Genomic DNA, 12,688 nt, shown 5'->3' on the forward strand with positions numbered 1-12,688 from the left:
CGCGCCCGCCCGTTTGCCTGTTTGATGCGGCGCAACCGGGCAGGGGATACGCGCAACGATGTCAGACACAGCCGCGAAGAAGCGCATCTGGGGATGGTTCTTCTTCGACTGGGCCAGCCAGCCCTACAACACCTTGCTCATCACCTTCATCTTCGGGCCCTACATCAAGTCGATCCTGGGCGACGGCACGCAGGCGCAGGCCGTCTGGGGCTTCGGCATCGCCGCCGCGGGCATCGTGATCGCATTGCTCGCGCCGATCCTGGGTGCCGTGGCGGACCATTCGGGCAGCCGGATGCGCTGGATCTGGCTGTTCTCGGGCCTCTATGTCTTCGGCTCGGCGTCGCTGTGGTTCGCATCGCCCGAGAATTTCAACCTGGTGTTGATCATGACCGGCTTCGGGATCGGCCTGATCGGGATGGAGTTCGCGACCATCTTCACCAACTCGATGCTGCCCGACCTGGCCCCGCGCGCCGAGCTTGGCCGCGTCTCGGGCAGCGGCTGGGCCTTCGGCTACGTGGGCGGACTGATCGCGCTGGTCATCATGCTGCTGTTTTTCGGCGAAGATCCCGACACGGGCACAACCATGCTAGGCATCCCGCCGATCTTCGGGCTCGATCCCGACACGCGCGAAGGCACCCGCTTCGTCGGGCCGCTCACGGCCATCTGGTTCGCCGTCTTCATGGTGCCTTTCTTCGCCTGGGTCCGCGACCCGCGACCGACCGCGGGCGCCGGGGTTTCGGACATCGGCGCTGCGCTGAAGGGACTGGGACGCACGCTGCGCCGCCTGCCCGAGACGCCATCGCAGTTCAGCTTCCTCGCGGCATCCATGTTCTACCGCGACGGGCTGAACGGCACCTACGCGCTGGGCGCGATCTTCGCGGCGGGCGTGCTGGACTGGAGCGTCGTGCAGACCGGCACCTTCGGCATCATCGCCGTCATCACCGGCGCGGTCTTCGCCTGGATCGGCGGGCGCGCGGACCAGCGTTTCGGACCCATGCCCGTGATCGTGACCTGCGTCCTGACGCTGGTGCTGACCGTGCTGGCGTCGATGTTCATCTCGCGCGAAAGCGTGCTGGGCATGCCGCAGGGGGTGGGCGCGACCCTGCCCGACACCGCCTTCCTGGTCATCGGCGCGCTGATCGGGGCGGCGGGCGGCGCGTTGCAGGCCGCGTCGCGCACCATGATGGTCCACCAGGGCAACCCCGAACGGATGACCGAAGCCTTCGGGCTTTACGCATTGTCGGGCAAGGCCACGTCGTTTATCGCGCCACTTGCCATCGGAATAGCCACGACCATGACCGGCTCGCAACAATTGGGCATCTCGCCCCTGATCGTGCTTTTCGGCCTGGGGTTGTTTCTGCTACTCTGGGTGAAACCCGACGGAGATCGAGCAGCATGAAACTTCCCTTTCTCGTGGCCACCCTGGCCCTTGCCCTGACCGCTTGCGGCGGTGCTTCGGACCAATCCATTCCCGCCCCTTCGATGGAAGGCGTCCAGGTCAACCAAAGCGCCATGGCCAAGACGCTGTTCGGCGCCAAGAACCTGGCGGCCCCACTGCCCGCCGCGCCCTATGGCAGCTACTCCAAGGGCTGCCTTGCCGGGGGCGAGCAACTGGCCGAAACCGGACCGACCTGGCAGGCCATGCGCCTGTCCCGCAACCGCAACTGGGCGCATCCCGTCACCGTCGATTTCGTGCAGGACCTGTCGCGCCAGGCGGCGGCGCTGCCGGGATCGAACGGGATCTACGTGGGTGACATGAGCCAGCCCCGCGGCGGGCCGATGCTGACCGGCCACCGGTCGCACCAGAGCGGGCTCGACGCGGATATCTGGCTGATGCCCGCGTCGCTGGGCCTATCGCGTCCCCAGCGCGAGGAGATTTCGGCCGTGTCGATGCAGCGGGCGAAAGGCGCCTATACCAACGGCAACTGGAGCCGCTTCCAGCACGAACTGGTGAAAGCCGCCGCGTCGGACCCGCGGGTGGCGCGGATCTTCATCTTCCCCGGCGCCAAGGTGCAGATGTGCAATGACGCCACCGGCGACCGGTCCTGGCTGCGCAAGGTGCGGCCCTGGTACGGTCACCATTATCACATGCATGTGCGCCTGACCTGCCCGCGCGGCGCCCAGGGGTGCGAAAACCAGGCGGCGATCCCGGCGGGCGATGGCTGCGCCGACGCCCAGCAATGGGTCAACAACATCCTGAACCCGCCCCCCGTCAGGCCGCGCGACCCGGACGAAGCCCCGGCCCAGCCCCGTCGCGAACTGCGCGTCTCCGATCTGCCGCAAGCGTGCCAGGCCGTCCTGGCGCGCTGATCCTCGCCGCGATGATGGCGCTGACGGCCGCTCCCACGGGGGCGGCCGAATTTCTTGGCGCCTTCGCGTGGCAGAGCGACCGTGCCGATCACGGCGGCTTTTCGGGGATCGAGGTCTCGGATGACGGGACGCGCTTCACTGCCCTGTCGGACCGCGCACGGATCGTGCAGGGGCGCTTCGAGCGCGCGGACGGGCGCATCGTCGGCATCGACGCGGACCCGCCCACCGTTCTGACCAATTCCGAAGGCCGCCGCATGCGACGCACCTTCGGCGACAGCGAAGGGCTGGCGCTGGCGCGCGGCGGCGGGATGCACATCTCGTTCGAAGGCAGGGCCCGCGTCTGGTTCTACCCGGCTGCCGACCGCCCCCCGGCGCCGCTGCCCCGACATCCCGACTTCGCCGGTCTGCCCGAGAACGGCGCGCTCGAGGCGCTGGCCGTGGACGCCACCGGCGCGCTTTATACCCTGCCGGAGCGCGCGCCCGACGCCAAGACCTTCCCCGTCTGGCGCTACGACGGCATGGCGTGGGCGCGCGCCTTCACGCTGCCCGCGCGCGGCTATGCCATCGTCGGCGCGGATTTCGACGATCGCGGGCGGCTCTACCTTCTGGAACGCAAGTTCCGCACCATCGGCTTTGCCACTCGCGTGCGCCGTATCACGTTGAACGGGTCCGACGTGATCGCGGACGAGGATCTGCTGGAGACCCGCCTGCGTGAGCACGACAACCTGGAAGGCATCGCGGTCTGGCGCGACGCGGACGGCAAGCTGCGCCTGACCATGATCTCGGACGACAACTTCAACTGGCTACAACGCACCGAGATCGTCGAATACCGCGTGCCGGGCTGAGCCGGGATCGTTTCTCGTTGCCCTTGCCAAGATCGCATCACGGGTCTAAGCGGCGCACTTCACGACAAGTCTCCGACCACCTTGCCAAAACGGAAAAACAACGCATGACCCGTCTTCTTCCCGGCATCGCTGCCATGGCCGCCATCGTGGTGGCGTCGAATATCCTGGTGCAGTTCCTGTTCGGCCAATGGCTGACCTGGGGCGCGTTCACCTACCCGCTCGCATTTCTCGTCACCGACCTGATGAACCGCCTGTACGGTCCGTCGGAGGCCCGCAAGGTCGTCATCGCGGGTTTCGTCACCGGCATCGCCTGTTCGCTGGTCGGCACCCAGATCATGGGCGAGTTCGGCCCGCTCGTCACATGGCGCATCGCCATCGGATCGGGCCTGGCCTTCCTGACCGCGCAATTGCTGGACGTCGCCATCTTCGACCGGTTGCGGGCGGGCCGCTGGTGGCGCGCGCCGCTGGCCTCGTCCATCGTCGGCTCGGCCGTCGACACCGCGCTATTCTTCACGATCGCTTTCTCGGCCACGCTCGCCTTCATCGAGCCCTCCAACGACGTCTCTTGGGCGGGCGAGATCCTGCCGCTGCTGGGCGTCGGGCCCGCCGTGCCGCTGTGGGTCAGCCTTGCCGTCGCCGACTGGGGCGTGAAACTGGCGCTGGCCGTGATCGCACTGGTGCCGTTCCGCGCAATCGTGAAAGCAAAAGACCCACAGGTTGCGTAAAAAGTTTTGACAAACGCAAAATATGTGCCAACGTCCCAGTATCGGAAATCAACGAAAGGAGGTGGTCCAGTGTCTAGAATGATAGTGGAGAAAGAGGTCGGAACAGTCATGGGGGCCGTCGCCTAAGGGCAAACCCGAAGGCAACACACCATGATTGGGCGTCCGCTCTAACCGGGCCCATCTCCAAAACATTCGAAGGGCCGCTGATCCGATATCAGCGGCCCTTTTCGTTTGCCGAAGCGCGGCTATGCTCATGCCCCATGAGCCTGCGCATCACCGACAAGATCACGATCGAGGATTGGGAACTGACCGAGCAGTTCACCCAGTCCAGCGGCCCCGGCGGGCAGAACGTCAACAAGGTCGCCACCGCGGTCGAGCTGCGGTTCGAAGCCGCGCGTTCGCCCAACCTGCCCGAGCCGGTGAAGGCGCGGCTGAAGCGGCTGGCCGGTCGCCGCTGGACCAAGGAAGGCGCCTTGCTGATCCAGGTGGGCGAAACGCGCCACCAGGCCCGCAACCGCGAGATCGCCCGCGACCGGTTGGTCGACCTGGTGCGCGAGGCGACCCGCAAGCCCAAGCGCCGCATCCCAACGCGCGTGTCCGCCAACCAGAAGCGCAAGCGCGTGGCCGCCAAGCGGGCCCGGTCCGAGATCAAGAGCCTGCGCGGATCGGTCGATCCGGACTAGGCGTCGGAAGATGCGAACGCTGATGTCTGCAGGTCGGCAGGCATCGTCAGGCTGAATGTCGTGATGCCGTTGTCGGACACGACGTCGATCCGCCCGCCATGCGCCTGCGCGACCTGTGACGCGATATAGAGCCCCAGCCCCAACCCGTTGCGCGACGCCGAATGACCACGCCGGAACGGCAGGAACAGCCGCGCCTGGGCTTCGGCGGGGATCGTCTGGCCCCGGTTGGTGATCGCCACGCGCAGCACGCCGTCCTGTACATCGGCCTCAAGCGTGATCGGCGTGCCAGGTTCATGGTGATCCACGGCATTGGCCAGGATGTTCGACACCAGCTGCCCCATCCGCTGCGCGTCGCAACCCACCGCGTCGGGCAGATCGCACTGCACGTCGATCTTAACCGTGTCCACCAGGCGGGTCTCGGCCACGACATTGCCTATGACCTCCGCCAGGTCGACCGGGGCGATCCGGGTCTCGATGCCGTCGCCCAGCCGCCCGCGGGTGAGATCCAGCAGGTTATCGATCATCGTCAAGCACCGGTCCATCGCGCGCCGCATCTCGACCAGCAGGTCGGGCGACGCGGCGCCGGTCCGCTCGATGATCCGCAAGCCTGCCGACACCGCGCTGATCGGATTGCGCAGGTCGTGACCGACCACGCCGATGAACTCTTCGCGCAAGGTGGCGGTGGTCTGCTCGCTGACCAGCCGCGCGCGTTCGTCCAGCGCCTTGCCGATCAGGTCGGCGAAAAGCTCGAACATCTCGACCGTCTTGCTGCCCGTCAGATCGCGCGGCTCGCCGTCGATGGCCACCAGCGTTCCGAACACCGATCCGTCGCCCTGCAGGATCGGCACCCCGATATAGCTGCGAAACTTGTAAAGCGCGGGCGAAGGATGATCCGCGAATGCGTCGCTTTGTGCCACGTCGTCGATCACCAGCGCCGTGCGGGTCTGGCGCACCACCTGGCACAGCGTCGTCTCGAGCGCGAGCGCGTCGCCCGCGTCCAGCCCGAAGGCCATGTGGTCCAGCGCGGCGCAGCTGATCCAGTCGCTGTCCGTCACCCGCGCCACGGCCACCAGACGCATCCCGGAAAACCGGGCGCAAAGCTCCAGGATCAGCGGGATCTGCTCGATGGACTGGATGCGGAACACATCCGTGGGAAAAGCCGATTGATCGTTCATGGCACAGAGCCTCCGGTCGGTGGACGCCGCGCGCCGCCTAGCACGGGTCCGACCCAAGGGAAAGGACGGTGCCTTGCCCCGCGCCGCCGCCCGTGCGTTTATGCAGGTCGCGCCCCACCGAAAGGTCTGTTCATGGTCGATATCGCTACCCGCGTCTGGAACCACAAGTGGAAGATCGACCCGATCGTGCGCTCGCTGATCGACACCGATTTCTACAAGCTGCTCATGTGCCAGTCGGTGTTCCGCAGCCATCCGCAGACGCAGGTGACGTTTTCGCTGATCAACCGCACCACGTCGGTGCCGCTGGCCAAGCTGATCGACGAGGGCGAGTTGCGCGAACAGCTGGACCACGTGCGCTCGCTGTCGCTGGCGCGGGGGGAATCCACCTGGATGCGCGGCAACACGTTCTACGGCAAGCGGCAGATGTTCACGCCCGAATTCATGGACTGGTTCGAGGCGCTGCGCCTGCCGCCCTACCACCTGGAGCGAAAGGGCGACCAGTACGAGCTGACATTCGAAGGCGCGTGGCCCGAGGTCATGCTGTGGGAAATCCCCGCGCTCGCCATCCTGATGGAGCTGCGCGGCCGCGCCGTGCTGGACGATATGGGCCGGTTCGAGCTGCAGGTGCTCTATGCCCGGGCGATGACGAAACTGTGGGAAAAGGTGAAGACGCTGCGCGCGCTCGACGGGTTGCGGATCGCGGATTTCGGCACCCGGCGGCGGCATTCGTTCCTGTGGCAGGACTGGTGCGTGCAGGCCATGCAGGAAGGGTTGGGCGACGCGTTCACCGGCACGTCGAATTGCCTGATCGCCAAGAGCCGCGACATGGAGGCGATCGGCACCAACGCCCACGAGATGCCCATGGTCTATGCCGCGCTGGCCGACGATGACGCGACCCTGGCGCACGCGCCCTACGACGTGCTGGCTGACTGGCAGCAAGAACACGACGGCAACCTGCGCATCATCCTGCCCGATACCTATGGCACCGAAGGTTTCCTGGAGCGGGCACCGGACTGGCTGGCGGGATGGACCGGGATCCGCATCGACAGCGGCGATCCGGCCAAGGGCGCCGAGATCGCCATCGACTGGTGGCGCCGCCGCGGCGAGGATCCGTCGAAAAAGCTGATCATCTTCTCGGACGGGCTGGACGTGGACAAGATCGTCCAGCTGCACCGCCAGTTCTCGGGGCGGGTGCGCGTCAGCTTCGGCTGGGGCACGCTGCTGACCAACGACTTTCGCGGGCTGACCGAAGGCGACGCGCTGGCGCCGTTCTCGCTGGTCTGCAAGGCCGTGGCGGCCGAGGGGCGTCCCACCGTGAAGCTGTCGGACAATCCCGAAAAGGCCATGGGCCCGCCCGAGCAGATCGAGCGCTACAAGAACGTCTTCGGCGTGGGCGAGCAGGAGCGGCTGGAGGTCGTCGTCTGAGCCCGCGCCCGTTTTCTTGGAAGAAAACGTGAACGGAATTTTTGAAAATTCCGGCCACCGCTTGATCCGCGCGCCCGCGCCGCCCATAAAGGTGTCCACGGGGTGCGCGGACACCTCGCGAGGCTCCGGCCCAACACCCGCATCCAGCCCCTGACATCAGCCTTGGATGCCCCATGCCCCAACCCTGTGAAATCACGCCCACACAACTTGCGCGGCTGATCGGCCGACCCGATGCGCCGCGCCTTCTGGACATGCGGATCGCCGATGATTTCGCGTCGGATCCGCACCTGGTCCCCGGATCCATCCGCGCCGATTGGCAGGATCCGACCGCCTATCTTGGGCTGGCGCGGGGCCACAGATGCGTGGTGATCTGCCAGAAGGGCCAGAAGATCAGCCACGGCGTCGCGGCCCTCCTACGCGCCGAGGGCGTGGCCGCCGAGGTGCTGGAGGGCGGCCAGTTCGCCTGGCGCGACGCGGGGCTGCCCCTGATCGACACGACCGCCCTGCCGCCGACGCGGACCTGGGTCACGCGGGCACGGCCCAAGATCGACCGCATCGCCTGCGCGTGGCTGCTGCATCGCTTCATCGACCCCGGCGCGCGGGTGATGTTCGTGCCGCCGACGCACGTCGCCGCGGTCGCCGAGCGTTTCGGGGCCGAGCCCATCGACATGCCCGGCGCGCGTTTCGGTCATCACGGCGATCTCTGCTCGTTCGACGCGCTGCTGGGCCTTGTGATCGCGCCGCCGCCCGCCCTGCGAAAGCTGGCCGACATCCTGCGCGCCTGCGATACCGGCCGACCCCAAGACGATGCGCAGGCCGCCGGGGTTACGGCGATCCTGCTGGGGCTGTCGCGGTTGCATCGCGACGATCACGACCAGCTGGGCGCGGCGATGCCGGTGCTGGACGCGCTCTATCTCTGGGCGCGCGACGCGCGGGACGAAACTCATGCCGATCCCGCGCCATGAGCGTGCCGCTGTCCACGCTGCTGCCGCCCTTCGCACGCATCGGCCTGATGTCCTTCGGCGGTCCCGCGGCGCAGATCGCGCTGATGCACAAGGTGCTGGTGGACGAGCGCGGCTGGCTGACCGAGCGGCAGTTCCTGAACGCGCTGTCGTTCTGCATGCTGCTGCCCGGCCCCGAAGCGATGCAGCTGGCCACCTTCGCGGGCTGGCGGTTGGCGGGCATCGGGGGCGGGTTGCTGGCCGGGGCGCTGTTCGTGCTGCCCGGCGCGCTGGTCATGCTGGCGCTTGCGGCGGGCTACGCGACTTACGGCGAAGTGCCGCTGGTCAGCGCGGTCTTCCTGGGCATCAAGGCGGCGGTCCTGGTGATCGTCTTCCAGGCGCTGCTGAAGATCGCGGCGCGCGCGCTGGCCCGGCGGGCGCATTGGGCCTTGGCCATCGCGGCCTTCGTGGCGCTGTTCTTCGTGGCGCTGCCCTACCCGCTGATCGTCCTGGCGGCGGCGGCGATCGGCGCCGTGCTTGGCGGGACGCGGGTCGAGGCCGCACCGCCACGGCTTGATCTTGCGCGGACCGGCCTGGTGTTGGCTTTGGGCCTGGCACTGTGGCTCGGGCCGCTCTTCCTGCTGGACGGCATCCTGGCCGAGATCGGGATGTTCTTCGCCAAGCTGGCCGTCGTCACCTTCGGCGGGGCCTATGCCGTTCTGGCCTGGGTCGCGCAGGACGCGGTGACGGCGCTGGGCTGGATGACGCCGGGCGAGGTGCTGGACGGGCTGGGCCTGGCCGAGACGACGCCGGGTCCGCTAATCCTGGTGACGCAGTTCGTGGGCTTCCTGGCCGCCTTCCGCGAGGGCGGATTATGGCTGGGTGCGGCGGGGGCGGGCGTGGCGCTTTGGGCGACCTTCGTGCCCTGCTTTTTGTGGATCTTCGCGGGCGCCCCCTACATCGACTGGATCTCGGCCCAGCCGCGCCTGTCGGGTGCCCTGTCGGGCGTGACGGCGGCGGTGGTGGGCGTGGTGGCGAACCTGTCGCTGTGGTTCGGCCTGCACGTCTTCTTCGGGACGGTCACGCAACAGGGCTTCGGGCCGCTGGTGTTGTGGGTGCCGGATCCCGCGACATTGGATCCGGTTGTCGTCGCGCTGGCGGCGGTGAGCGCGGTGCTGTTGCTGGGCCTGCGGGTGGGGCTGGGCTGGACCTTGCTGGCCATGGCCGGGCTGGGGCTTGGCGCGTCGCTGATCTAGGCGGTCGCGCGTCCGGGCCTGGTCCAAAGGAACGGACGGCGTCGGGGTCGCGTTGCCCCAGCGAAGCATGGATCAGGGGGACGTGGCGATGGCCGACAAGAAGAAGAGCAAGGCCGTCGAGGCCGAGCAGGACGCGTCGGTCTCGGCCCGCGCCGATGGCCGGGTCGATGCCTATCGCGAGCTGGCCGAACGGATCGCCGGGGGCGCGCAGGTGGTCCCGCCCGCCATGCTCAGCGGCGAAGCGCGGCGGATGCACATCCGCTCGACCCTGCGCGAAGACCACGCCAGCAGGATCGAGCAGCGCGCCCAGGGTGCCGTCGACAAGTTCGACACGCTGGCGGGCGACGTTTTCAAGTTCTTCCGCGGCACGGCGCTGCTGTTCTACCGCGACATGGTGGGCAGCGATCAGCATATGCCCACGGTCATGGCGCTGGGCGACGTTCACCCCGAGAATTTCGGCGTCATGCCCGACAAGCACGGCGCGCCGATCTTCGGCGTCAACGATTTCGACGAGGTGATATATGCGCCCTTTACCTGGGACCTGAAGCGCGGCGCCGTCGGCTTCTGGGTGGCCGCCGACAACGTGGCCGACATGAAGCGCAAGAAGCGGCGCAAGGTCGTGAAGGCGTTCATCAAGGGCTACCTCGCCGCGATGGAGGATTACGCCGTCCACGCCACCGAGAAGAACGACAGCTGGCGGATGGACAACTCGCCCAAGGTCATCCGGCGGCTGTTCGAGCAGGCGTGGGAAGAGCGCAAGGACTGGCTGTGGGACGACTACCTGAAGCCCAACGGCCGCGGGTTTCGCTCGGATGACGAGCTGCAGCCGATCTCGGGCGATATCGAGAAGTTCCAGAAGGCGGTGGATGCGCTGGCGGAATCCAACGGACTGGACGTGCCCGACCGCTCGCCCGAGTTGCGGGTCAAGGACGTCTGCGTGCGCCACGGACAGGGCACGGCGTCGCTGGGGCTGCCGCGCTATTACGTCCTGCTGGAAGGCCCGTCCAAGGACGCGACCGACGACATCATCATCGAGTTCAAGGCCGCGCGACGCTCGGCGCTGGAGGGGCTGGTGCCGCCCAGCGAGTTCAACGCGGGCGACAAGGCGGAACGGATCGCCCACGGCCAGGCGGTGCAGCTGGCCCATGGCGACGTGTTCTACGGCGCGGTCGAGATCGACGGCGAAAGCTTCATGTCGCGCGAGCGCGCGCCATATCGCGACGATATCGACCTGGACGATCTGAGCTACAAATCGTGGAAGAAATACGCCCGCGCCTGCGGTGCGGCCCTGGCGCAGGCGCACGCGCTGTCCGACGACCTGGGGCAGGTGGATTACGATGTCGAGCCGTCGATCATCGCGGCGGCAACGCCCCGGCACCTGTTCCTGCGGGACACGGCGCGCTGGACCGAAGAGGTGGCGGACCGGCTGAAGCGGGATCACGAGATGTTCAAGCAGGACCACAAGCTGGGCGCATTCGACCAGGTTGACATGGTCTATCGCTAGAGACTTGAGCCAATGGGATCCTTTCGGGTCATGGCTGTCCCGAGGGGCATTCGAGCCACCGATATCACTCGCTGATCACGGTGCAGACTTGGTGTCGCCGCGGATGTTCCGTTGGCCTATTAGCGGCCACGCATCCCGGTGGCAAGGCGCCTACGATCTTCACCCGATGTGTTTCGCAACCAGAGCCCATGGGAGGGCTCGACGCGTTGGCGCTTCAAGAAGCGCAGCGCCGGGGGGCCGAAGACGCATTGAACTTGCGCGTTGGTGCGGCAGTCGGCCAGGCCCGGAACGACCGAGAACAGCTGCTCGCGATCGGCAGGCGCCAGTGACCTCACCGCCATCATGCCCGGGAAGAAACTTTCGCAGGCGACGCCTTCGGCAAAGATGACGTGGTGTCGACCGAGCAGAAGATGGTGATACGACACGGCGCGCTTGCCCTGGGCGATGCGGATCCCGGGCACGCAGTCGGCCAGGTGGCCCGCCCGCGCAAAGCCCCTCTCGCCCAGAAGGATGCCGTGCTGGCGCGAAACCAGAAGATCGCGGCGGGCGCAAAGCGCACCCGTGTTGCCGAAGTTGAAATCGCTGATCGTGTCGGCCCCGGACGACACGGTGAAGACGTCGTCGCCGTCGCCGCCGGTCAGGCTGTCATTGCCGCCCCCGCCGTCGATCGTGTCCTGCCCGGCGCCGTCCGAGATGGTGTGCGCGCCGTCCGCGTCGCGGATGCTGTCGCCGCCCGAACCGCCGATTATGCTGTCGTCGCCGGATTCCGCGCTGACGTCCAGGCCGCTGGTATCGGCAGATCCGTCCAGGGTGTCGTCCTGGTCGGTCAGGATGATCGCCTCGATCCCGCTGAACGTGGTGGTGTCGGTGCCGTCGGTGATCGTGCCCGCTTCGTCGCCGGTATAGGTGACGGACACGGGAACGGTCACCGCGGACGGGTCGATCGTGTCGAAATCGCTGGTCGAGGTGACGCCTTCGCCGCCGAAGATCGTGTCGTTGCCGTTCCCGCCATAAAGGCTGTCGGCCCCCGCTTCGCCCCGCAGCGAGTCGGCGCCCAACCCGCCGGTCAGCGTGTCACTACCGCTGGCGCCCAGCAGCGTATCGTTGCCGCCACCGCCGTCCAGCGCGATGCCTTGAGCGGTCGACCTGGGATCCATGTTGTCGGCCTGCTCGGTCAGGTCCAGACGCTCGATTTCGGTTAAGCTCAGCGTGTCGTTGCCTTCGGTCGCGGTCCCAGCCTCGTCTCCCGAATAGGTGACGGCGAGGCCCGTGCTCAGGGCCGAGAAATCCAGCAGGTCGTCGTCGTTACCGCCCGCCCCGCCGTCGATGGTGTCGCCGCCGAAGCCGTCTTCGATCAGGAACGTATCGGCGTCGTCGCCGCCCGACAGGCTGTCGGCACCGACGATCGGCGTTTCGGTGGTGAAGACATGGGCGACGCCGAAGAACGGGTTGTAGGTGTAGATGAAGAACTGCTCGGTGTTGCCGTTCGCGTAGGTCAGGATCGCTTCTTAGTAGTCGCCCCGGTTGAAGGCCTGCCAGCGGAAATAGTTCCTGACGGTCGTGCCGACGACCACCTCGCCATTGGCCAAGTCGAGGTATTCCAGCGCACCGGCAAGGCCGCCGATGATGGTGTCGCCGCCCGCACCGCCCAGCAGCGTGTCGTTGCCAAGGCCCGTGGTCAGAAGGTCGTCGCCGAAAAGGTTTCGTCCCCCGCCGCCGCGTCGTTGTCTGGGGCCGAGATATTGCCGCCCGGCCTCGTGGTGATCGCGACGAGACTGCCGAATGCGTCGTAGGCGCGCACCTCGGCGCCGCCGGTGGTTGCCA

General features: G+C 67.3%; 12 protein-coding genes. 10 read left to right on the top strand and 2 right to left on the bottom strand.

Annotation, left to right across the window (positions count from 1 at the left end; genetic code table 11):
• Positions 1–58: 58 nt before the first annotated feature.
• The 5 genes from ILP92_RS01430 (at position 59) to arfB (ending at position 4,563) form a co-directional block, all read left to right on the top strand.
• Positions 59–1,399, top strand: a complete 1,341-nt coding sequence (locus ILP92_RS01430; protein ID WP_198914580.1) for an MFS transporter — start codon at positions 59–61, stop codon at positions 1,397–1,399.
• Entirely contained in the window at positions 1,396–2,310 is a 915-nt protein-coding gene (mepA, locus tag ILP92_RS01435; protein ID WP_438361537.1) for a penicillin-insensitive murein endopeptidase, read from the top strand. Before ILP92_RS01430 ends, mepA begins: the two co-directional genes overlap by 4 nt.
• Complete coding sequence (locus ILP92_RS01440; RefSeq protein WP_368667819.1) at positions 2,286–3,155, top strand: esterase-like activity of phytase family protein; 870 nt, start codon at positions 2,286–2,288, stop codon at positions 3,153–3,155. Before mepA ends, ILP92_RS01440 begins: the two co-directional genes overlap by 25 nt.
• A gap of 104 nt (positions 3,156–3,259) precedes the next feature.
• Complete coding sequence (locus tag ILP92_RS01445) at positions 3,260–3,880, top strand: queuosine precursor transporter (RefSeq protein ID WP_198914581.1); 621 nt, start codon at positions 3,260–3,262, stop codon at positions 3,878–3,880.
• A 260-nt stretch (positions 3,881–4,140) separates the two neighbouring features.
• Positions 4,141–4,563 (top strand): alternative ribosome rescue aminoacyl-tRNA hydrolase ArfB, encoded by a 423-nt coding sequence (arfB, locus tag ILP92_RS01450; RefSeq protein ID WP_198914582.1) that lies wholly within the window; start codon positions 4,141–4,143, stop codon positions 4,561–4,563.
• Here arfB and ILP92_RS01455 read toward each other — a convergent pair.
• On the bottom strand, positions 4,560–5,738 hold the full coding sequence (locus ILP92_RS01455; RefSeq protein ID WP_198914583.1) for a GAF domain-containing sensor histidine kinase: 1,179 nt from the start codon (positions 5,736–5,738) through the stop codon (positions 4,560–4,562). The two genes, arfB and ILP92_RS01455, sit on opposite strands and share 4 nt — an antisense overlap.
• Positions 5,739–5,870: 132 nt before the next feature.
• Here ILP92_RS01455 and pncB point away from each other — a divergent pair, with 132 nt between their 5' ends.
• The 4 genes from pncB (at position 5,871) to ILP92_RS01475 (ending at position 10,864) form a co-directional block, all read left to right on the top strand.
• A complete protein-coding gene (gene pncB, locus ILP92_RS01460; protein ID WP_198914584.1) occupies positions 5,871–7,163 on the top strand; it encodes a nicotinate phosphoribosyltransferase in 1,293 nt (430 codons plus the stop codon).
• A 173-nt stretch (positions 7,164–7,336) separates the two neighbouring features.
• A complete protein-coding gene (locus ILP92_RS01465) occupies positions 7,337–8,128 on the top strand; it encodes a chromate resistance protein ChrB domain-containing protein (RefSeq protein ID WP_198914585.1) in 792 nt (263 codons plus the stop codon).
• On the top strand, positions 8,125–9,360 hold the full coding sequence (gene chrA, locus ILP92_RS01470) for a chromate efflux transporter (protein ID WP_198914586.1): 1,236 nt from the start codon (positions 8,125–8,127) through the stop codon (positions 9,358–9,360). The genes ILP92_RS01465 and chrA overlap by 4 nt, the downstream gene beginning before the upstream one ends.
• Positions 9,361–9,448: 88 nt before the next feature.
• A complete protein-coding gene (locus tag ILP92_RS01475) occupies positions 9,449–10,864 on the top strand; it encodes a DUF2252 domain-containing protein (RefSeq protein ID WP_198914587.1) in 1,416 nt (471 codons plus the stop codon).
• Positions 10,865–10,983: 119 nt separating this feature from the next.
• Here the strand turns inward: ILP92_RS01475 and ILP92_RS01480 are convergent, their stop codons facing one another.
• Positions 10,984–12,021, bottom strand: a complete 1,038-nt coding sequence (locus ILP92_RS01480; RefSeq protein WP_198914588.1) for a Hint domain-containing protein — start codon at positions 12,019–12,021, stop codon at positions 10,984–10,986.
• Positions 12,022–12,291: 270 nt separating this feature from the next.
• Here ILP92_RS01480 and ILP92_RS01485 point away from each other — a divergent pair, with 270 nt between their 5' ends.
• Positions 12,292–12,657, top strand: a complete 366-nt coding sequence (locus ILP92_RS01485; RefSeq protein ID WP_198914589.1) for a hypothetical protein — start codon at positions 12,292–12,294, stop codon at positions 12,655–12,657.
• Positions 12,658–12,688 lie beyond the last annotated feature (31 nt).

This window comes from Palleronia pontilimi (genome assembly GCF_016412875.1).
GTDB classification, from domain to species: domain Bacteria; phylum Pseudomonadota; class Alphaproteobacteria; order Rhodobacterales; family Rhodobacteraceae; genus Palleronia; species Palleronia pontilimi.

Coding starts and splice junctions, on each gene's coding strand:
- ILP92_RS01475 (WP_198914587.1), top strand. CDS start 9,449: ATGGCCGACAAGAAGAAGAGCAAGGCCGTCGAGGCCGAGCAGGACGCG.
- pncB (WP_198914584.1), top strand. CDS start 5,871: ATGGTCGATATCGCTACCCGCGTCTGGAACCACAAGTGGAAGATCGAC.
- mepA (WP_438361537.1), top strand. CDS start 1,396: ATGAAACTTCCCTTTCTCGTGGCCACCCTGGCCCTTGCCCTGACCGCT.
- ILP92_RS01485 (WP_198914589.1), top strand. CDS start 12,292: ATGGGCGACGCCGAAGAACGGGTTGTAGGTGTAGATGAAGAACTGCTC.
- ILP92_RS01445 (WP_198914581.1), top strand. CDS start 3,260: ATGACCCGTCTTCTTCCCGGCATCGCTGCCATGGCCGCCATCGTGGTG.
- arfB (WP_198914582.1), top strand. CDS start 4,141: ATGAGCCTGCGCATCACCGACAAGATCACGATCGAGGATTGGGAACTG.
- ILP92_RS01455 (WP_198914583.1), bottom strand. CDS start 5,738: ATGAACGATCAATCGGCTTTTCCCACGGATGTGTTCCGCATCCAGTCC.
- ILP92_RS01465 (WP_198914585.1), top strand. CDS start 7,337: ATGCCCCAACCCTGTGAAATCACGCCCACACAACTTGCGCGGCTGATC.
- ILP92_RS01430 (WP_198914580.1), top strand. CDS start 59: ATGTCAGACACAGCCGCGAAGAAGCGCATCTGGGGATGGTTCTTCTTC.
- chrA (WP_198914586.1), top strand. CDS start 8,125: ATGAGCGTGCCGCTGTCCACGCTGCTGCCGCCCTTCGCACGCATCGGC.
- ILP92_RS01480 (WP_198914588.1), bottom strand. CDS start 12,021: ATGGATCCCAGGTCGACCGCTCAAGGCATCGCGCTGGACGGCGGTGGC.